Annotated in this window: 20 protein-coding genes; 2 read left to right on the top strand and 18 right to left on the bottom strand. The window is 62.8% G+C overall.

Going from position 1 to position 18,693, the window contains the following annotated elements; genetic code table 11:
* The 5 genes from FHS78_RS06615 to miaA all read right to left on the bottom strand — a co-directional run bounded on the left by FHS78_RS06615 (position 1) and on the right by miaA (position 5,325).
* Positions 1–684, bottom strand: coding sequence for an aspartate/glutamate racemase family protein (locus FHS78_RS06615; RefSeq protein WP_167092130.1), 684 nt, complete (start codon positions 682–684; stop codon positions 1–3).
* A 97-nt stretch (positions 685–781) separates the two neighbouring features.
* The gene (gene ilvC, locus FHS78_RS06610) at positions 782–1,801 is read right to left on the bottom strand and encodes a ketol-acid reductoisomerase (protein ID WP_167092127.1); all 1,020 of its coding nucleotides are present in this window, start codon (positions 1,799–1,801) and stop codon (positions 782–784) included.
* Positions 1,802–1,873: 72 nt separating this feature from the next.
* Positions 1,874–2,386, bottom strand: coding sequence for an acetolactate synthase small subunit (ilvN, locus tag FHS78_RS06605; protein ID WP_167092124.1), 513 nt, complete (start codon positions 2,384–2,386; stop codon positions 1,874–1,876).
* A 56-nt stretch (positions 2,387–2,442) separates the two neighbouring features.
* Positions 2,443–4,200, bottom strand: a complete 1,758-nt coding sequence (locus FHS78_RS06600) for an acetolactate synthase 3 large subunit (protein ID WP_167092108.1) — start codon at positions 4,198–4,200, stop codon at positions 2,443–2,445.
* A 159-nt stretch (positions 4,201–4,359) separates the two neighbouring features.
* The gene (gene miaA, locus FHS78_RS06595) at positions 4,360–5,325 is read right to left on the bottom strand and encodes a tRNA (adenosine(37)-N6)-dimethylallyltransferase MiaA (protein WP_343041936.1); all 966 of its coding nucleotides are present in this window, start codon (positions 5,323–5,325) and stop codon (positions 4,360–4,362) included.
* Positions 5,326–5,368: 43 nt separating this feature from the next.
* On the opposite strand from miaA, the gene serB reads away from it, so the two are divergent.
* Positions 5,369–6,256, top strand: coding sequence for a phosphoserine phosphatase SerB (serB, locus tag FHS78_RS06590; RefSeq protein ID WP_167092105.1), 888 nt, complete (start codon positions 5,369–5,371; stop codon positions 6,254–6,256).
* Positions 6,257–6,259: 3 nt separating this feature from the next.
* Here the strand turns inward: serB and FHS78_RS06585 are convergent, their stop codons facing one another.
* The 4 genes from FHS78_RS06585 to hflK all read right to left on the bottom strand — a co-directional run bounded on the left by FHS78_RS06585 (position 6,260) and on the right by hflK (position 10,237).
* Positions 6,260–7,747: a Do family serine endopeptidase gene (locus FHS78_RS06585; RefSeq protein ID WP_167092102.1), complete on the bottom strand. Its 1,488-nt coding sequence runs from the start codon at positions 7,745–7,747 to the stop codon at positions 6,260–6,262.
* 114 nt (positions 7,748–7,861) lie between these two features.
* Positions 7,862–8,047 carry a DUF2065 family protein gene (locus tag FHS78_RS06580; RefSeq protein ID WP_167092099.1) on the bottom strand — a complete coding sequence of 62 codons (186 nt, stop codon included), beginning with the start codon at positions 8,045–8,047 and terminating at the stop codon, positions 7,862–7,864.
* Positions 8,048–8,187: 140 nt separating this feature from the next.
* On the bottom strand, positions 8,188–9,057 hold the full coding sequence (gene hflC, locus FHS78_RS06575) for a protease modulator HflC (RefSeq protein WP_167092097.1): 870 nt from the start codon (positions 9,055–9,057) through the stop codon (positions 8,188–8,190).
* A gap of 13 nt (positions 9,058–9,070) precedes the next feature.
* Positions 9,071–10,237 (bottom strand): FtsH protease activity modulator HflK, encoded by a 1,167-nt coding sequence (gene hflK, locus FHS78_RS06570; protein WP_167092094.1) that lies wholly within the window; start codon positions 10,235–10,237, stop codon positions 9,071–9,073.
* 105 nt (positions 10,238–10,342) lie between these two features.
* Between hflK and FHS78_RS06565 the strand changes: the two genes are divergently transcribed.
* Positions 10,343–11,509: an Mrp/NBP35 family ATP-binding protein gene (locus FHS78_RS06565; RefSeq protein WP_167092091.1), complete on the top strand. Its 1,167-nt coding sequence runs from the start codon at positions 10,343–10,345 to the stop codon at positions 11,507–11,509.
* A gap of 82 nt (positions 11,510–11,591) precedes the next feature.
* Here the strand turns inward: FHS78_RS06565 and FHS78_RS06560 are convergent, their stop codons facing one another.
* The 9 genes from FHS78_RS06560 to FHS78_RS06520 form a co-directional block, all read right to left on the bottom strand.
* Positions 11,592–11,939 carry a hypothetical protein gene (locus tag FHS78_RS06560; RefSeq protein WP_167092088.1) on the bottom strand — a complete coding sequence of 116 codons (348 nt, stop codon included), beginning with the start codon at positions 11,937–11,939 and terminating at the stop codon, positions 11,592–11,594.
* Between the two features lie 138 nt (positions 11,940–12,077).
* Positions 12,078–12,995: an SMP-30/gluconolactonase/LRE family protein gene (locus FHS78_RS06555; RefSeq protein ID WP_167092085.1), complete on the bottom strand. Its 918-nt coding sequence runs from the start codon at positions 12,993–12,995 to the stop codon at positions 12,078–12,080.
* A 46-nt stretch (positions 12,996–13,041) separates the two neighbouring features.
* Entirely contained in the window at positions 13,042–14,337 is a 1,296-nt protein-coding gene (locus FHS78_RS06550; RefSeq protein ID WP_167092082.1) for a flavin monoamine oxidase family protein, read from the bottom strand.
* Positions 14,334–15,176: an S-formylglutathione hydrolase gene (gene fghA, locus FHS78_RS06545; protein ID WP_205305227.1), complete on the bottom strand. Its 843-nt coding sequence runs from the start codon at positions 15,174–15,176 to the stop codon at positions 14,334–14,336. Before fghA ends, FHS78_RS06550 begins: the two co-directional genes overlap by 4 nt.
* Positions 15,177–15,184: 8 nt before the next feature.
* A complete protein-coding gene (locus tag FHS78_RS06540; protein WP_167092079.1) occupies positions 15,185–16,294 on the bottom strand; it encodes an S-(hydroxymethyl)glutathione dehydrogenase/class III alcohol dehydrogenase in 1,110 nt (369 codons plus the stop codon).
* 76 nt (positions 16,295–16,370) lie between these two features.
* Positions 16,371–17,171, bottom strand: a complete 801-nt coding sequence (locus tag FHS78_RS06535) for a dienelactone hydrolase family protein (RefSeq protein WP_167092076.1) — start codon at positions 17,169–17,171, stop codon at positions 16,371–16,373.
* Positions 17,172–17,190: 19 nt separating this feature from the next.
* Positions 17,191–17,697, bottom strand: coding sequence for a dihydrofolate reductase (locus FHS78_RS06530; RefSeq protein WP_167092073.1), 507 nt, complete (start codon positions 17,695–17,697; stop codon positions 17,191–17,193).
* On the bottom strand, positions 17,697–17,870 hold the full coding sequence (locus tag FHS78_RS06525; protein WP_167092070.1) for a hypothetical protein: 174 nt from the start codon (positions 17,868–17,870) through the stop codon (positions 17,697–17,699). Before FHS78_RS06525 ends, FHS78_RS06530 begins: the two co-directional genes overlap by 1 nt.
* Positions 17,871–17,873: 3 nt before the next feature.
* Positions 17,874–18,668: a thymidylate synthase gene (locus FHS78_RS06520; protein ID WP_167092066.1), complete on the bottom strand. Its 795-nt coding sequence runs from the start codon at positions 18,666–18,668 to the stop codon at positions 17,874–17,876.
* Positions 18,669–18,693 lie beyond the last annotated feature (25 nt).

Below are 18,693 nucleotides of genomic sequence, written 5' to 3'. Positions count from 1 at the left end.
CTATTTGAAGCGGTTGGCGATCCGCACCGCCGCCGTGAAACCGGATTGCGGACTGGACAGGACGGGAATACCGAGATCTCCCGCCTGCTGCGCCGCGGGCGCCATGGACGCCTGCGCCAGAACCAACACGTCATGGTCAGCCGCTGCGCGCGCCAGACCTTCCGCGATCCGTTCATGATAGGCGCCAAGGCGCCCGGCCTTGAACCGGTCCCAGGCATCCTCGAAATGAACGGGCGTGAAACGGCATGACCGCCCCGCCTTACCCGCCGAATCCTCCAACAGGCGCAACGTCGTTTCCATGGCAGGCGCCAGCGCGCCGCAGACGCCGATGCGCGCGCCGCTTCTCACCGCTTCATCCGCCATCGGACGATCGATACGCATGACCGGTATATCCGCATCGTCGGCAACGCGCTCCGCGACGGGACCCAGCGTCGAACAGGTGCAGACGACGACGCGCGCGCCGCCCTCCGCCAGCGCCAGCATCGCCTCGCCCGCCTTCAGCTCGATGGAGGGCGTGACGCCGCCTGCTTTCTCCGCCGCCACCAGCAGGTCTTCGCGCACCGTATGGGCAAGTTTCAGCCCCGGTGCGAGCGCCGCGCCCAGCGCATTGAAAGTGCCGATGTGAAGCGCCGAGCTGTGCAGAAAGGCAATGGCGGCGCCGTGAGCATATTGGGCAGGAGGCATGGGCCCACTCTCCAAAAAATAGGGAGTTCCAAAAAGAAAAGGCCCGCCGCGATCTTCGCGGCGGGCCCATCCAAAGGGTGCTGTTCGCGAGATCGCGTCAGTTCTTTTCCTTGTCTACGAGTTTGGAGGCCGTGATCCAGGGCATCATCTCACGCAGACGGCCGCCCACTTCCTCGATCGGATGGGCTGCGTTGCGCGCGCGCGTGGCCTTGAAGCTCGTCTGGTTGACCTTGTTCTCGAGCATCCAGTCGCGGGTGAACTTGCCGCTCTGGATGTCGTCCAGCACGCGCTTCATTTCCGCCTTGGTTGCCGGCGTGATGATGCGCGGCCCGGTGACGTATTCGCCATACTCGGCCGTGTTGGAGATCGAGTAGTTCATGTTGGCGATACCGCCCTCATAGATGAGGTCGACGATGAGCTTCACCTCGTGCAGGCACTCGAAATAGGCCATCTCCGGCGCATAGCCCGCTTCGGTCAGCGTTTCGAAACCGGCACGGATAAGCTCCACGAGACCGCCGCAGAGAACGGCCTGCTCGCCGAAGAGGTCGGTTTCGCATTCTTCGCGGAAGGTCGTCTCGATGATGCCCGCGCGGCCGCCACCGATGGCGGAGGCGTAGGACAGGCCGAGATCATGCGCGTTGCCGCTTGCATCCTGCTCCACCGCGAGGAGGCAGGGCACGCCGCCGCCGCGCTTGTATTCGGAACGCACCGTGTGGCCCGGGCCCTTCGGCGCAACCATGAGGACGTCGATGTCCTTGCGCGGCTCGATCAGGTTGAAATGGACGTTGAGGCCATGCGCGAAGAGGAGCGCGGCGCCCTCCTTCATGTTGTCGGCCAGATCCTGATAATAGATGTCGCCCTGCAGCTCGTCCGGCGTCAGCATCATCAGCGCGTCGGCCCATTTGGCGGCTTCGGCAACGGTCATCACCTTCAGGCCTTCGCCCTCCGCCTTCTTCGCGGAAGAAGAGCCGGCGCGCAGCGCCACGGCCACTTCCTTCACGCCGGAATCGCGAAGGTTCAGCGCATGGGCATGGCCCTGGCTGCCGTAACCGATGATGGCGACTTTCTTGCCCTTGATCAGGTTCACGTCCGCATCGCGGTCGTAATAAACGCGCATGGTCTTTGTTTCCTTCTTCCAACATCCCTCCCCCGCGCGCAAACACGGGACGAAGGTTTATATCCTCGTTCGTTACATCGCTTCCGGGCCGCGGGCGATCGCGACCACGCCGGTCCGCGATACATCCACCAGCCCCAGCGGCCTCATCAGGCCGATAAAGGCATCGATCTTGTCCGGCGCGCCCGTCACCTCGAAAATGAAGGAGGTGTGGGTCGTGTCGATCACGCGGGCGCGGAAGGCATCCGCCAGCCGCAGCGATTCCACGCGCTTTTCGCCCGTGGAGGCGACTTTCACAAGCGCCATTTCACGCTCGACCGCATGGGTCTCCGCCGTCAGGTCCATCACCCGGTGAACCGGCACGAGCCGGTCGAGCTGCGCCTTGATCTGCTCGATCACCATGGGCGTGCCCGAGGTGACGATGGTGATGCGGGAGGTATGCTCCGCCTGGTCCACCTCGGCCACCGTCAGGCTTTCGATATTGTAGCCGCGGCCCGAAAACAGCCCGATGACGCGGGCGAGCACGCCGGCCTCGTTATCCACAAGCACGGCAATGGCATGCCGTTCGATTTTTTCTTCCTGGCTCATTCCCGAACTCTGATTGGAGGGCGATGGGTTAACCCCGGCTATGACGGCAGCGACGGTCAAACCAGCATCTTGCCTGCTTCGGTGACGGTCGGCGCATCCGCGTCGTCGGCGAGGATCATCTGGTTATGCGCCGCGCCCGACGGGATCATCGGATAGCAGTTCTCGTACTTGTCCACGATGCAGTCGAAAATGACCGGCCCGGGCGTATCCAGCATCTCCTGGATCTTCGCGTCGAGCTCGTCCGGCGTTTCCGCGCGGACGCCCTTCGCGCCATAGGCTTCGGCGAGCTTCACGAAATCGGGCAGCGATTCCGAATAGCTGTGCGAATAGCGCCCGCCATGCAGCAATTCCTGCCACTGGCGCACCATGCCCATATATTCATTGTTCAGGATGAAGATCTTCACCGGCAGCATGAACTGAACCGCCGTGGAAATCTCCTGCATGTTCATCAGGATCGAGGCTTCGCCCGCGATATCGACGACGAGCGCGTCGGGATGCGCGATCTGCGTCCCCACGGCGGCCGGCAGGCCATAGCCCATCGTGCCGAGGCCGCCGCTCGTCATCCAGCGGTTCGGCTCGTCGAAATGATAATGCTGCGCCGCCCACATCTGATGCTGCCCCACTTCCGTGGTGATGTAGGTCTCGCGATCCTTGGTCAGCTCGTAAAGGCGCTGGACGGCGTATTGCGGCTTGATGGTTTCGCCGTTCTGCCTGAAGGAGAGCGACTTGCGCTCACGCCAGACCTCGATCTGCTTCCACCAGTCGCCGAGCGCCGCCTTGTCGGGCTGGCGCGCCTTCGCCTTCCAGATCCGCAGCATGTCTTCCAGGACATGCGCGCAATCGCCGATGATGCCGACATCGACACGGACATTCTTGTTGATCGACGAGGCGTCGATATCGACATGAATCTTCTTCGAGTTCGGCGCGAAGTCATCGAGGCGGCCCGTCACGCGGTCGTCGAAGCGCGCGCCGATATTGATCATGACATCGCAGTCATGCATCGCATTGTTGGCTTCGAAGGTGCCATGCATGCCGACCATGCCGAGCCACTGCTTGTCGCTCGCCGGAAAAGCGCCGAGGCCCATCAGCGTGGAGGTGATCGGATAACCGGTCAGCTTCACGAATTCGCGCAGGAGCTGGCTCGCGACCGGGCCGGAATTGATGATCCCGCCGCCCGTATAGAAGACAGGCTTCTTGGCATTCGCGATGAGGTCGATCGCTTCCTTGATTGCCTCGACATCGCCCTTCACCGTCGGACGGTAGGTGCGATGCGCGACATTCTTCGGCCCGACATATTCCGCCGACTGGAACTGAACGTCCTTCGGAATATCGATGACGACCGGCCCCGGACGGCCATTCGTCGCGACATAGAAGGCCTCGTGCATGACGCGCGTCAGCTCCTCCGGCGACTTCACCAGCCAGTTATGCTTGGTGCAATGGCGCGTGATGCCGACCGTGTCCGCCTCCTGGAAGGCGTCCGAGCCGATGAGATGGGTGGCGACCTGCCCCGTCAGGCAGACGATCGGGATGGAATCCATCAACGCATCGGTCAGCCCCGTCACGGCATTGGTCGCGCCGGGCCCCGACGTCACCAGAACGACGCCCGGCTTGCCCGTGGAGCGCGCATAGCCCTCCGCCGCATGGACGGCGCCCTGCTCGTGCCGGACGAGGATATGCCGGATCTTGTTCTGCTGGAAAAGCGCGTCATAGATCGGAAGCACCGCGCCCCCGGGGTAGCCGAAAATCGTGTCTACGCCCTGATCGACCAGCGATTTGATGACGATCTCTGCGCCAGTCATCTCGTTTTCGGCCATGGGTCGGGTCCTTACGTCTTGAAGATTATCGATCGCGGTAAACAACAACGCGGCCTCGCGCCCGGCCCGTTCTCAAAGCCCCGTTTCATCCTGAAAAGAGCGAAAAACCGGCCACCGGCACGCAATGCCGCGTGAAAGCGGGCGCAAACTAGCCCCGCCTCATGCCCCGGTCAAGCCAAAATCATCAATTAATGGAAAGAAATTCACCTCAAGGCTTTCCAAATCTTGCGCGATGAGCCTGTTCCACGAAATCATTTGCGTCCGAAACCAGGTTTCCTGCCGTTTCGCATAGCGCCGGGACTCCGCCTGACCGAGCAGAATGGCCTCCTCAAGCGAAATTTCGCCGCGCAGATGAGCCATGACCGGCCGCAAGCCCAACGCCTTCATCAGCGGCAGCGAGGGATCGAGATCGAGCGCCATCAGCCCTTCGACCTCCGCCAGCGCGCCCTCCCGGACCATATGACGGAACCGGAAATCGATCCGCCGGTAGAGAAACTCCCGCGAGGGCGCGAGAACCGCCTTCAGGAAATCCCCCGCGACCGGCGGCTCCGGCGGCAAGGCCTGCCATGCGCTCAGGGGCTTGCCGGTCGCCCTTTTCACCTCGAGGCCGCGGGCGATGCGCTGCTTGTCCGAGGGCGAGATCGTTTCGGCAAGTTTCGGATCGGCGGCCCGCAGCAACCCGTGCGCCCCGGGGCCCGCCTGCGCCACCTCCGCCCTCACCTCGGCGGTGACCTCCGCCGGAACGTCCGGAATGGGCGACAGCCCGTCCACCAGCGCCCGGAAATAGAGCCCCGTTCCCCCCACAAGGATGGGAATGCGGCCCCTCGCCTCGATTTCCTGCATGACCCGCGCCGCATGAGCCGCCCATATCCCCGCCGAACAGGCCTCGGCGGCACTCATGAAGCCGTAGAGGTGATGCGGCACGCGGGCCTCATCCGCCTCGCTCGGCCGCGCGGTGAGCACACGCAGCTCGCGATAGACCTGCATGGAGTCGGCATTGACGATCTCGCCGTCCACCCGCTTGGCCAGTTTCATGGCGAGCGCGGACTTGCCGCTGGCGGTCGGCCCTGCAATAAGGACGGCGGTTTTCAGCTTCAAAGGCGCTTTGACGGCGTGATCCGGCACGACGAACTCTAGACGAAGATTTCAGGAGAACTCTGGTTTGGCGATGAAATACGTCCTGACGCTCATTGGCAACTCGCAAACGCCGCTCGACAAGGCTCATGTCGAGGCCGCGGCGGCGGCGCTTCCGGGCCAACCCCGGGCGGACTGGCTGAAAGACGCCCATGCCTGCGACCTGCCCTTCGATGCCGACGACATGGCCCACGCCGAAGCCGGGGCCCGCAAGGCGCTTCAGGGAACCCCCATCGACATCGTCGCCCAGCCCGCCGAAGGCCGGCGCAAGAAGCTGCTGGTCGCCGATATGGATTCCACCATCATCGAGCAGGAATGCATCGACGAGCTGGCCGCCGAACTCGGCATCAAGGACCGGATCGCCGAAATCACCGAGCGCGCCATGCGCGGCGAGATCGATTTCGAGCCCGCCCTGCGCGAGCGCGTCTCGCTGCTGAAGGGCCTCAAGGCGGCCTCGCTTGAAGCGGTCTTCGACAAGCGCATTACCGAAACGCCCGGCGGGCGCCTGCTGACGGCCACCATGCGCGCCCATGGCGCCACCTGCGCGCTCGTCTCCGGCGGCTTCACCTTCTTCACCCACCGCGTCGCGAAGGCCGTGGGCTTCGACCACAATCAGGCCAACGAACTCATTTTCGAAAACGACCTGCTGACCGGCGACGTCGGCGAACCCATTCTGGGCCGTCAGGCCAAGATCGACGCGCTGGTGCATTTCCGTTCCACGCTCGGCCTCGCCCGGCACGAAACCATGGCCGTCGGCGACGGCGCGAACGATCTCGGCATGATCGGGGAAGCGGGCCTCGGCGTCGCCTTTCGCGCAAAGCCCGTCGTGGCCGAAGCCGCCGATGCACGCATCGACCATGGCGATCTTTCCGCCCTGCTCTTCATTCAGGGCTACCGGGAAAGCGACCTCGCCGGCGTCTAGGCCTCAGCTCGGTTTGACGTCGATCGCGAAAAAGCGCGTTCGGCCGTTGGAATAAACGCGCAGCAATACCTTGGTGCCGTCACCGCGCTGCCGGACCTCGTTCACCGCGCGCCTCACATCGTCCGGCGCATCCACCGCCTTGCGATTGACCTCGACGATCACGTCTCCCGCGCGAATGCCCTTGCCGTCCGCCGCGCCGCCCGCCGCCACGCCCATGACCACGACGCCGTTCACTTGCAACGGCACATGATGGGCGGAGCGTATATCCGGCGTCAGAGCAGAAAGATCGAGCCCCAGCATCTCGTCGCGCGCACGCGGCCTCGGGACCGGCTTCTTTTCCGCCACGGCTTCTCCGGCTTCGTCCTCACCGGCTTCGCCGCGCTGCAGCTCGCCTGCCGTCAGCCAGACGGCAAGAGGCTTTCCCTCGCGCAGGATCTCGACTTCGACGCGCTTGCGGACGCGCGTTTCGGCAATGAGACGGAGCAGATCGCGCACCCGATCGACCGTCATGCCGTCATACCGGGTGACGACATCGCCCGCCCGGAGCCCGCCCGCCTGGGCGGGACCGTGCTCCACGACGGCGGCGACGGCGACGCCCGCATCGGCCGGCGCCCGAAGTGCACGCGCCAGATCGCGCGTCAGCGGCACAACCCGCACACCCAGCCAGCCGCGATGGACCTCGCCGAAATGAATGAGGTCGTCCACCACGACCTTCGCGGTGGAGGACGGCAAGGCAAAACCGATGCCCACGGTGTCGCCCGACGGCGAAATGATCGCGGTGTTGATGCCGACGACGCGGCCCTGCATATCGAAAAGCGGACCGCCGGAATTGCCCTTGTTGATCGCCGCGTCCGTCTGGATGAAATCGGTAAAGCCGCGCGCATAGATGGCACGATGGAGCGCGGACACGATCCCCGAGGTCACACTGCCGCCAAGGCCGAACGGATTTCCGATGGCCATGACCCAGTCCCCGACGCGCAGATCGTCGGAATCGCCGAAACGCACCGACGGCAGCGGATGCGGACTGTCGACTTTCAGAACGGCAAGGTCGGTATTCTCGTCATGCCCCAGCAGCGTTGCATCCAGCGTCTCGCCGTTGGCGAAGACGATGGATATTTCATCGGCACCGTCGATCACATGATTGTTGGTGACGATGACGCCCGACGGATCGATGACGAAACCGGAGCCGAGCGCACTGGTCGTCGTGCCCGCCTCCCCCTCGTCGTCGAAGAATTCCCGCAACGGAGAATCCTCCGGCAGGTTCCTGAATTTGTCGGGCAATGATTGCTGCTGCTTCGTGGTGATATTCACCACGGCGGGAGAAAGGCGATGCACAAGATCGCCGAAGCCATCGGCGGCGCGCGCCGGGCCACTCCCCCCAAACAGGGTCAGCAGCGAGAACAGGACGACGAGAAAGCCCGCCCCCCGAAGCGATCGGAAATCGTTCCGGTTTGTCTGAACCTGTCGCGTCATCTCACCGATCGAAAACATTTAAAGCGCCAATTCCCGGCCTGCCCACCAGCCTCGGCTGCCATTCAAGCGGAAAATCGGCGCCTGCGCACCATCGCCGTGGAATTTCGCCTCCGAAACGATGTCACCGCGCTCTTACCCGCGCACCAGCCAGACCAGCAACACGCCCAGCGCAAGGGCCACAAGCCCGCCAAAACGGATCTGCCCCTCCGGCTGCACCGCCACTATGGCCAGGGCCCTCTTCATCGGCCCGGGAAAAGCCGCGTAAAGCGCACCTTCCAGCGCGAGAACCAGTCCGAGAGCGGCCAGGAGATCGGTCAATTTTCGCCTTCAGCGTCTGGCGTCGGAAACCCGAACGGCCTTGAGGAATGCAATGCGGCTTCGGATTTGAAGTTCGCCTCCGCGACGAATGGCGGACAAGCCCGCGAACTCCAAATCCAAATCACGCAATGGGCGACCGGCTATTTACCGGCATCGCTCCGGAAGTACCGGAAGAACTCCGAGTCGGGAGAAATCACCATTGTGGTGTTATCGCCCTTCAGGCTCTGTCTGTAGGCCTGCATCGACCGGTAAAAGTCGAAGAATTCGGGGTCCTTCTGGAAGGCGCTAGCGAAAATCCCGTTTCGCTTGGCATCGCCTTCGCCTCGGGTGATCTCCGCATCGCGCTGCGCATCGGCGACGATAACGGTGCGGTCGCGGTCGGCACGGCTGCGAATACGCTGGGCCTCTTCCTGACCCTGCGCGCGAATCTCGGCCGCCTCGCGTTCACGCTCGGTCTGCATACGGCGGAAGATCGCCTGGCTGTTCGCTTCCGGCAGGTCGGCGCGGCGGATACGCACATCCACCACTTCGATGCCGAAGCTTTTCGCAGTCTGGTTGAACGCCGTTTCGATCTGCTGCATCAGGCCGGAACGGTCGTCCCGCACCACAGCCTCCAGCGTGTGATCGCCCAGCACGTTGCGGAGCGAGGACGCGAAGTTCGGCTGCAACCTGTTCTCGGTCAGACGCGGATCGCCCACCGCCTGATAGAACTTCAGCGCATCGACGATCTTGTAGCGGGCGAAAGCATCCACCACGAGCCGCTTGCGGTCCGACGCGATGATTTCTTCCGTCGGCGCATCGAGGTTCAGGATGCGCTTGTCGATGAAGACGACGTTCTGCACGAAGGGCAGCTTGAAATGCAGCCCCGGCTCCGTGATGAGCGCCTTCGGGTCGCCGAACTGCAGCACGATCGCCTGCTGCGTCATGCTGACGATGAATGTGGAGGAATAGGCAACGAAAGCGACAAGGGCCGCAACGACGCCAAGACCGAGTCCGATGGATTTATTCATGACTTCGGCCTCCTCAATTCGAGCCCGACGAGCCGACGCTCGACGAGTTGTTGCCGGATGATGACGAAGAGCGCTGCGCGGACGGCTTGAGCTGATCCATCGGCAGATAAGGCAGAACGCCCGACTGATCCGTGGTCACCACCTTGTTCGTGTTGCCCAGAACGTCCTGCATCGTTTCCAGATAAATACGCTTGCGCGTCACGTCCTTTGCATTGCGATACTCGTCATAGATCGAGATGAAGCGCTGCGCCTCACCCTGCGCTTCCGCGACCGTCTGTTCGCGATAGGCTTCGGCGGCCTCGGTGATCTTGGCGGCCTCGCCTCGTGCCTTGGGCACGACCGTGTTGGCATAGGACTGCGCTTCGTTACGCAGACGCTCCTGGTCGGCGCGCGCCGCCTGAACGTCGCGGAAGGCATCGATCACCTGAGAGGGCGGATCGACCTTCTGGAGCTTCACTTCCGTGATTTCCACGCCTGCGCCATAGGTATCGAGCGCGGTCTGCATATAGCCGCGCACTTGCTTCTGGATGTCGTTTCGGCCGGTGGTCTGCAGGAACTCGATCTTGGACTGGCCCACAGCCTCGCGCATGGCGCTTTCGGCGACCTGCTTCACGGCAAGATCGGGACGCTCCACATTGAAGAGGTAGCTTTCCGCGCTGTTGATACGCCAGAAGACCGAAAAGTTGATGTCGACGATATTTTCGTCGCCCGTCAGCATCAGGCTTTCTTCCGGCACCGCGATCGGCTTGCCGCCGCCCGTGTCGCGCATGCCCACATCGACGCGGTTGATGCGCGTCACCGTCGGCGTATAGACGACCTCAAGCGGGTAAGGCAGCTTCACATGCAGGCCCGGCGGCACTTCGCGCGAGAACTTGCCGAAGCGCAGCACCACGCCCTGTTCGTCCGTATTGACGCGATAGACCGAGCTGTAGGCGAGAAGCGCCACGACGGCCACAATGAGAAGCAGGACGATGCCGCGGCCATTGCCGCCGGCCCCCTGCCCCTGACCGCCGGGGAAGATTTTCTTGAACCTGTCCTGGCCCTTGCGCAGCAATTCATCGAGGTCCGGAGGCTGGTTGCCGCCGCCACCGCCGCCTCCCGAAGGTCCCTGCCCCCAGGGGCCGCGGTTACCGCCGCCTCCCTGCCAGCCGCCGCCGCCGTTCTCATTGCTCCAGGGCATCAAAAATCCTTTTGATTTCGTGATGATAGATCGGTTGGAAACACACTTGCCGGAGGTTATATGACACCCATTAGGCCCGTGCAATGAAACCCGGACAAGCCCCTCATGACGTCTTCGCCCCAAAAGCCGACCCCGACAAAAGAAGACATTCTTACCGCGCTCTCCCGTGTCACCGATAAAGACTTGGGAAAAGATGTGGTCTCGGCAGGCATAATCCAAGGGGTCGTGCTGCGCGAAGGCCATGCGGGCTTCTCGATCGAGGTCGATCCGGCCAAAGGGGCCGAAAAGGAGCCGCTCCGGAAGGCCTGCGAGGAGGCCGTGCGGGCAATTCCCGGCATATTGAGCGTCACGGCCGTGCTGACCGCCCATAGCGACAAGCCTTCCGCACCGCAGCAGAGCGCGCATGCCGGACATTCGCACGGCCGGCAGGGGAACCCGCAAGGCGAACAGCAGACAGGCCGGCTCGAAATACCGGGCGTGAAAGCCATTATCGCCGTCGCGTCCGGCAAGGGCGGCGTCGGCAAATCCACCGTCGCCGTCAATCTGGCACTGGCCCTTTCCCATCTGGGCCGCAAGGTGGGACTGCTGGATGCCGATATATACGGCCCCTCCATTCCCCGCATGATGGGCCTCAAGGGGAAGCCCGAAAGCAACGGCAAGAAAATCCAGCCGAAAGAGAATTACGGCATCAAGACCATGTCGATCGGCTACATGGTCGAAGAGGACACGCCCATGATATGGCGCGGCCCCATGGTGCAGAGCGCGCTCATGCAGATGATGAGCGACGTGAACTGGGGCGAACTCGACGTGCTGGTGATCGACATGCCGCCCGGCACGGGCGATGCGCAATTGACGATTGCCCAGCGCATACCGCTGACCGGTTCCGTGATCGTCTCCACCCCGCAGGAAATCGCGCTGATCGACGCGCGCAAGGGCGTCGCCATGTTCGAAAAGACCCATGTGCCCGTCTTCGGCATCGTCGAGAACATGGCCTATTTCGTGAGCCCGGATTCAGGCGAGCGCTCCTATATCTTCGGCCAGGGCGGCGCGCGCAAAATGGCGGAAACGCTGGGCTGCGACTTCCTCGGCGAGGTGCCGCTTCACATGACGATTCGCGAAACCTCTGACGGCGGCGCGCCCATCACGGCAACCGCGCCCGACAGCGAGGAAGCGAAACCCTTCATCGAGATCGCGCGGAAAGTGGCCGGCCATATCGACGAGGCGCTCGGCGGCGGGGGACGCAAGGCGCCGCGCATTTCCGTCGAAGGCTGACGATCGCACCCCGGCACCCGGCACATGAAAAGGCCGGCCCGAAACCGGGCCGGCCCCATCCTGTCGTTCCGAAGAATGCCGATCAGTTGCCGGCCACCAGCGTTGCCTTTTCCTTGGTGCCGTCGGGCGCGGTGAGTTCCCACGTCTCGCCGACCTCACGAGGTTCGGCAGCCACGCAATAGGGCTCGGCATCGCTGCCGTCCTGGTTGAAGCAGGCTGTTCCGTCCTTGTTGGTCCATGTGCCGGTGATGGTGGAACCGTCCGGCAGCGTGCTCGAATAGGTGCCGTCTTCATTGATCATCACCGTGCGTTTGCCGGCCTCGCCCGTGATCTTCACGGTGTTGCCGTAGAAACTCGCAAACGCGTCGGCGGCATAGGCCCCGCCCGTGAGCATGAGCAATGCAATGGCCGCGCTGAAAATCAGGCGCATGTTTCTCCTCCCTGACATGTTGAATGCCCGCCCCTTTTTCGGGGGGTACCCCTCCTCGGGCGCGGGCATCCTGACATGGTTAACGGAAGGCCGGAATGAATGTTCCGTATCCGAAACAGCTAATTCACACGCCGCGCCCTACTTGTTGAGGAAGTTGAGCGGGAGGCCGGGACGTTCCCATTCCGTCGACACCAGACGGCCCGTGGTCGACAGCGTGATATAGGCCGTCTTCAGATCCTTGCCGCCGAAACAGATATTGGTGGTGATGAGATCGTCGGTCGGGAAATGACGGATGCTCGATCCGTCCGGCGCGAAAATGGTGATGCCGGAATTGAAGATCGTCGCGACGCAGACATTGCCGTCCGCATCCACCGCCAGCGAATCGAAGAAGTTGAGCCCGGCCGGCGATCCGACGAAACGGCCATTGAGCGGCCCCTGGCTCGGCGCGACCTCGCCCTCGCCCGTCACGTCGAAGGCCCAGAGACGGCCGGGGATCGTATCGGCCACGAAAACCGTCTTCTCGTCCGGCGACAGGCCGACGCCGTTCGGGCTGGTGATCGGGAAGACGACTTCCTTCACCATGGAGCCGTCGATCTTCGCATAATAGAGGCCGCCGCGATCCTGCACGCGACCGCGGCCCTTGCCGAGATCGGTAAACCAGAACCCGCCCGACTTGTCGAACACGATGTCGTTCGGCCCCTTGAGCGGCTCGCCATTTACTTCCGTATAAAGAACATCGACCTTGCCGGTTTCGAGGTCGATCCGCTCGATGCGCCCGCCCGAATAATCCGTCGCAATGTCGCCCGGGATCAGCAAACCGTCCTGATCGTGCCAGTCGAAGCCGCCATTGTTGCAGACATAGCAGGCCCCGTCCGGCCCGATGGCCGCGCCGTTCGGCCCGCCGCCCGGTTCCGCGATCGTCTCTTTCTTGCCCTCCGGCGTAATGCGGGTGAGACGGCCCGCCGCGATTTCCACGAGCACGATGCTGCCGTCGGGCATTGCAATCGGGCCTTCCGGAAATTTCAGGCCGTCCGCGATCAGTTTCATCTCTGCCATTTGATCCTCCCCATGGCGAATTATTGATTTTGATGAGGGTATCTTCTCAGGCCGACGCCTCTCCCGCAACGCCCCGTCCCAGACAATGCGCGGCTTTTTGCGCCGCGGAGATCCCGCTTTCATAGGCGCCGTGGACGGTCGAGTACCAGTCGAGCGGCACCGCCTCGCCCGCAAGGAACAGCCGGTCGCCCACGGGCTCCGAAAGACGCGCCCGCATGTCGGCCTTGCCGGGCTTGCCATAGGAATAGGCGCCCAGCATATGCGGATCGGTCGTCCACGCGGTCGCCTCCACGCCGCTCATCTCCTTGAAAATACCGGTGCCGAACATGTCCCCCAACATGCCGCGCGCATGGGCGATCATGACGTCGCGTCCCGCTCGCTCAAGATCGGCCGCCTCCGACCCGCCATAATAGGCGATGGCCATATTCTGCCCGAAGGGGCGGATCTGGAAGGACAGCGCAGAGCGTGCCGGTTTCCTTTCGTCGATCGCCAGCGCATGGGATTTTTCCGGCAGGCCGAATATGTCGCGCCTGAAGGCAAAAGCCACCTTGTTCGCATGGCCGGTCGGCACGCCGTCTAGCGCCTCCTGCAGGGAGGCGGGCAATTGCGGCAGGAAACGGATCGCGCCGGAAGCAAGCACATTCGTGGAGACCGTCACGATAACGGACTTTGCCTCCACCACGCCGTCATCGGTCGCGACCTTTACATGAGCGTCCGTCATATCGATACGCCGCACGGGACAGGAAAGCGTGACGGGAATGTCGGCGAAGAGAGCGGCGATCAGCGCGCCATAACCGCGCTCCAGCGGCCAGTTCTTTTCCGTGTCCGAGTAGCGGGCGAAATCGACGGCACACAAATCTTCCGGATCCGCACCGCAAATCGCCTGAAAAAGATGGCGCGTGATGCGATTGAAGCGCGTATCGGGATCGAGCGTCCGGGAAACCGGAATGTCCTCCCCCGCCTCGCCCTGAACATGCGCGACGTCATAGGCCGACTCGAACTCCGCCCGATAGGCCTCGTAGGTTTCCTCATCGGCCCAGACCGGCTTGCCCGCCTTCCGACCCAGAAAGAGATGTCGATAGAAGCTGCCTTCCTGCCGGTGATAAGGATGACCGAGTTCGTCCGCGATCTTCGTCAGCGGATTGACGTCGGCCGAATGCAGCCAGTGAGCGCCCCGATCCCATGTCATGCCGAGGCTCGTCGTATCGGTGAAGGTCCGCCCGCCGATCCGGTTCTTCGCCTCGAACACCTTGAAGCTCAGCCCCGTCTCGCGCGCCTGCCGCGCGGCGGAGAGGCCCGCGGCCCCCGCCCCGACGATCACGACGTCATACACCTCGCTCATTTTTTCAGTCTTTCGCCATGAAAGGCCAGGTGATCGGCGATGAAGGACTGGATGAAGTAGTAGGAATGGTCATGCCCCGGCTGGCGCCGCAGCGTAAGCCCCTGCCCCGCGGCGGCACAGGCCTCTTCCAGAAGTTCCGGCTTCAGTTCCTTTTCGAGGAAATTATCGCCGAGCCCCTGATCGACGAGGATGTCGTCGTAATGGCCCTTCGCCGCGCCGCCTTCGATGAGCAGGCAGGCATCATGCGCTTTCCATGCCTCGCGGTCGGCACCGAGATAGGCGGTGAACGCCTTCTCGCCCCATGGGCAGCGCGTCGGCGAGACGATAGGCGCGAAGGCGGAAACGGAGCTGTAGAGGTCGGGCCGTTTCAGCGCGAGCGTCAGCGCGCCGTGCCCGCCCATGGAATGCCCCATGATGCCGTGACGCGACATGTCCGCCGGGAAATTCGCCGCGACGACGGCGTGCAGGTCTTCGGTGATGTAGCTCTGCATTCTGAAATGCGGCACCCAGGGCGCTTCCGTCGCATCGATATAGAAGCCTGCGCCCTGCCCGAGATCGTAAGCCTCGTCATTGGCGACGCCCTCGCCCCGCGGGCTCGTATCCGGCGCGATGACGATGAGCTTCAACGCACTCGCCGCGCCATAGGCCCCGGCCTTGGTGGTGAAGTTCTCTTCCGTGCAGGTGAGACCCGAGAGCCAGGTGACGACGGGAAAAGGCCCGTCGCCATCCGGCACGTAAGCGGAAAAGCGCATATCGGTGCCTGTCGCCTGAGACGCATGGCGGCAGATCTTCAGTACGCCGTCGAAACAGCGATGCTCTTCCAGAATTTCGATACTCATTTACGACCTCAATAGACGACGACGGAGCGGATCGATTTCCCCTCATGCATCAGATCGAACGCCTTGTTGATGTCTTCGAGCGGCATGGTGTGGGTGATGAGGCTGTCGATATCGATCTTGCCGTCCATGTACCAGTCCACGATCTTGGGCACATCGGTGCGCCCGCGCGCACCGCCGAAAGCGGTGCCCTTCCACACGCGGCCCGTGACGAGCTGGAACGGACGCGTGGAAATTTCCTGCCCGGCGCCGGCGACGCCGATGATGATGCTCTCGCCCCAGCCGCGATGGCAGCATTCCAGCGCCTGGCGCATCACATCCACATTGCCGATGCATTCGAAGCTGTAATCCGCGCCGCCATCGGTGAGTTCGACGAGATGCGCGACGAGATCGCCATCGACCTCCTTCGGATTGACGAAATGCGTCATGCCGAATTTGCGCGCCATCTCTTCGCGCGCCGGGTTGAGATCGACGCCGATAATCTTGTCCGCGCCTGCGATACGCGCACCCTGAATGACATTGAGACCGATGCCGCCGAGACCGAACACCACGACATTCGCGCCGGGCTCCACCTTGGCGGTGAAAACGACCGCGCCCACGCCCGTGGTCACGCCGCAGCCGATATAGCAGATCTTGTCGAAAGGGGCGTCCTCGCGCACCTTGGCGAGCGCGATTTCGGGCAGCACCGTGTAATTGGAGAAGGTGGAACAGCCCATGTAATGCAGGACGGGCTTGCCCTTGTAGGAAAAGCGGCTCGTGCCGTCGGGCATCACGCCCTTGCCCTGCGTCGCGCGGATGGAGGTGCAGAGATTGGTCTTGTGGCTCGTGCAGCTTTTGCACTCGCGGCATTCCGGCGTGTAAAGCGGAATGACGTGATCGCCCTTCTTGAGCGACTTCACGCCCGGGCCGACATCGACCACCACGCCTGCGCCCTCGTGACCGAGAATGGCGGGGAACTGGCCTTCCGGGTCCGCGCCCGAAAGCGTGAAGGCATCCGTGTGACAGATGCCCGTCGCCTTGATCTCGACCAGCACCTCGCCCTCTTTCGGGCCTTCAAGCTGTACCGTTTCGATTTCAAGGGGTTTGCCGGCTTCGAACGCCACTGCCGCTTTTACATCCATCACATCACCTCGGTTTTGGGGAGGGCGCATTCTGACAACAGGGTCATCGACACTCAAGCGCCGAACGGCCTGAAACTCACAAAGCGTCCGAAAAGAAATCGACGGCCAGTTTGTGCGCGGTCTCCATGGCCTCGTCATTGAAAAGCATGTGCACCTCCCCGCCCGCACCACGATGGGATACCGGGTCGGTCACGACCACATTCGCCCCCGGCATGTCGAAGCAATGATGCGCGCCCTTCATCACATGTACCTTGACCTTCGCCGCATCCGCCGGGTCCAGGGAGGCGACGAGCTTGGGCCCGGCTTCCGGGTCGTCGTCATACTCGTCGAGTTCGCCCGTCACCATCATGACCGGCGCGTCGACGAGATCGCCGAACTCGAAGCCGGGCACGCGGTTATAGGCGGAGGCAACCGGATAGACAGGCATCATCGCCTTGAAATGCGCATCCTTCAGAAAGCGGTCGTTCTGCGCATGGGTGGCAACCAGCATGGAAGCGACACCGCCGAAGGAAAAGCCCATGACACCGATACGGGTTCCGTCGACTTCCGGATGAGCCGCGAGAAAGGCGCGTGCGCCGTAAACATCGGGCAGCGTTTCAACCACCGTTTTGGGGCGCCCTTCCGACCCGCCGCCGATGCCGCGCGCCGACCAGAGATCGGGCTCCAGCGTCACGATACCCGCGGCATTGAGCACATCGGCGTAACCGGTCTCCCGCATGGAAGGACCGGCAGAGCCGTGCAGGATGATGACGGCAGGCTTCTTTCCCCCGACAGTCGGCGTGGACATACGCGCCGCGATATCGAGCGGCGTCTCGTGCAACGAGGGAAACGTCACATATTGCAGCGACGTTGCCATCTGCATGTCACTTGAAGTCATCGTTCTCCCCCGATCTTTCTTATCTTTCGAGCGTCACGAAGGAATAGGCGGCGCTGTCCTTCTCGCCAGCCTCGTGCCGCTCGCGCGAGACCTCGCGCCATGCGCTCCGGTCGAAATCCGGAAAATGCGTGTCGCCTTCCGGTGTGGCATGCACTTCGGTGATATAGAGCCGGTCGCAGGCGTCGATGGTTTCCGCATAGATCTGCGCGCCGCCGATCACGGCGACTTCCTCCGCGCCGCTCTCTCGCGCGAGATCGATCCCGTGGGCAACCGCTTCCGCCACATCGGTAAAGACGTCCGCGCCTGCCGCCTTGTAGCTCTCATCGCGCGTCACCACGATGTTGGGCCGTCCCGGCAGCGGTTTTCGCGGCAGCGACTCCCACGTCTTGCGGCCCATCACGACCGGCTTGCCCATGGTGACGCGCTTGAAGAAGGCCATGTCGCCCGAAAGCCGCCAGGGCATGCCGTTGCCGCGTCCGATCACGCCGTTTTCGGCTATGGCCACAACAAGTGCGAGTTTGGTCATCAGGCAAGGTCTTTCGTGTCAGCGACCGGCAGCGCCGAATAAACCCGGTCGCGGAACCGCTCCGGATTGAGCGGGCGCATGTTTTCGAGAATGAGGAACAGGGCAAAGGCAGCGAGCGCGAGCGTTGCGACCGTCAGCAAGGCCAACCCCAGCTTGCGGCCCCAGCCGGGCATCGTTCATACCGCGACCGGCGCGGAGATATGCGGATGCGGGTCGTAACCGACCAGCTCGAAATCGTCATAGGTGAAATCGAACAGGCTCGTCACATCCGGATTGAGCTTCATCCGCGGCAGCGGGCGCGGATCGCGCGCGAGCTGACGCTCGGCTTGCTCCATATGATTGAGATAGAGATGCGCATCGCCAAAGGTGTGCACGAAATCGCCCGCCTCGAGCCCCGTCACCTGCGCGACCATCATGGTCATGAGCGCATAGGACGCGATGTTGAAGGGCACACCGAGAAAGATGTCCGCCGAACGCTGGTAAAGCTGGCAGGAGAGCTTGCCGTCGGCGACATAGAACTGGAACAGGCAATGGCAGGGCGGCAGCGCCATGCTGTCCACATCGGCCACGTTCCACGCGGAAACGATGAGACGGCGCGAATCCGGATTGGTCGCGATCTGATCCAGCAGGTTTTTAAGCTGATCGATCTTGCCGCCATCGGGCGTCGGCCATGAACGCCATTGATGACCGTAGACGGGGCCGAGATCGCCGTTCTCGTCCGCCCATTCATCCCAGATCGAAACCCCGTTCTTCTTGAGGTATTCGATATTGGTGTCGCCCGCGATGAACCAGAGAAGCTCATGGACGATCGACTTCAGATGCAGCTTCTTGGTGGTGACGAGCGGAAAGCCTTCCGACAGGTCGAAGCGCATCTGATGGCCGAAAATGCTTTTCGTCCCCGTCCCCGTCCGGTCGGTCTTGGTCACGCCCTGCTCTTTCACAAGGCGCATCAGGTCCAGATATTGCTGCATGGCGGTATCCTCGGTTTCAGCCGAG

This window comes from Parvibaculum indicum, assembly GCF_011762095.1.
Classification (GTDB): Bacteria; Pseudomonadota; Alphaproteobacteria; order Parvibaculales; family Parvibaculaceae; genus Parvibaculum; species Parvibaculum indicum.
Note: the sequence above shows the minus strand (reverse complement) of the source record. Positions and strands in the feature narration are given on the sequence as shown.

Excerpts from the sequence above, each read along its gene's own strand:
- FHS78_RS06615 (WP_167092130.1), bottom strand. The coding sequence starts at position 684 with ATGCCTCCTGCCCAATATGCTCACGGCGCCGCCATTGCCTTTCTGCAC.
- ilvC (WP_167092127.1), bottom strand. The coding sequence starts at position 1,801 with ATGCGCGTTTATTACGACCGCGATGCGGACGTGAACCTGATCAAGGGC.
- ilvN (WP_167092124.1), bottom strand. The coding sequence starts at position 2,386 with ATGAGCCAGGAAGAAAAAATCGAACGGCATGCCATTGCCGTGCTTGTG.
- FHS78_RS06600 (WP_167092108.1), bottom strand. The coding sequence starts at position 4,200 with ATGGCCGAAAACGAGATGACTGGCGCAGAGATCGTCATCAAATCGCTG.
- serB (WP_167092105.1), top strand. The coding sequence starts at position 5,369 with ATGAAATACGTCCTGACGCTCATTGGCAACTCGCAAACGCCGCTCGAC.
- FHS78_RS06585 (WP_167092102.1), bottom strand. The coding sequence starts at position 7,747 with ATGTTTTCGATCGGTGAGATGACGCGACAGGTTCAGACAAACCGGAAC.
- hflC (WP_167092097.1), bottom strand. The coding sequence starts at position 9,057 with ATGAATAAATCCATCGGACTCGGTCTTGGCGTCGTTGCGGCCCTTGTC.
- hflK (WP_167092094.1), bottom strand. The coding sequence starts at position 10,237 with ATGCCCTGGAGCAATGAGAACGGCGGCGGCGGCTGGCAGGGAGGCGGC.
- FHS78_RS06565 (WP_167092091.1), top strand. The coding sequence starts at position 10,343 with ATGACGTCTTCGCCCCAAAAGCCGACCCCGACAAAAGAAGACATTCTT.
- FHS78_RS06560 (WP_167092088.1), bottom strand. The coding sequence starts at position 11,939 with ATGCGCCTGATTTTCAGCGCGGCCATTGCATTGCTCATGCTCACGGGC.
- FHS78_RS06555 (WP_167092085.1), bottom strand. The coding sequence starts at position 12,995 with ATGGCAGAGATGAAACTGATCGCGGACGGCCTGAAATTTCCGGAAGGC.
- FHS78_RS06550 (WP_167092082.1), bottom strand. The coding sequence starts at position 14,337 with ATGAGCGAGGTGTATGACGTCGTGATCGTCGGGGCGGGGGCCGCGGGC.
- fghA (WP_205305227.1), bottom strand. The coding sequence starts at position 15,176 with ATGAGTATCGAAATTCTGGAAGAGCATCGCTGTTTCGACGGCGTACTG.
- FHS78_RS06540 (WP_167092079.1), bottom strand. The coding sequence starts at position 16,294 with ATGGATGTAAAAGCGGCAGTGGCGTTCGAAGCCGGCAAACCCCTTGAA.
- FHS78_RS06535 (WP_167092076.1), bottom strand. The coding sequence starts at position 17,171 with ATGACTTCAAGTGACATGCAGATGGCAACGTCGCTGCAATATGTGACG.
- FHS78_RS06530 (WP_167092073.1), bottom strand. The coding sequence starts at position 17,697 with ATGACCAAACTCGCACTTGTTGTGGCCATAGCCGAAAACGGCGTGATC.
- FHS78_RS06525 (WP_167092070.1), bottom strand. The coding sequence starts at position 17,870 with ATGCCCGGCTGGGGCCGCAAGCTGGGGTTGGCCTTGCTGACGGTCGCA.
- FHS78_RS06520 (WP_167092066.1), bottom strand. The coding sequence starts at position 18,668 with ATGCAGCAATATCTGGACCTGATGCGCCTTGTGAAAGAGCAGGGCGTG.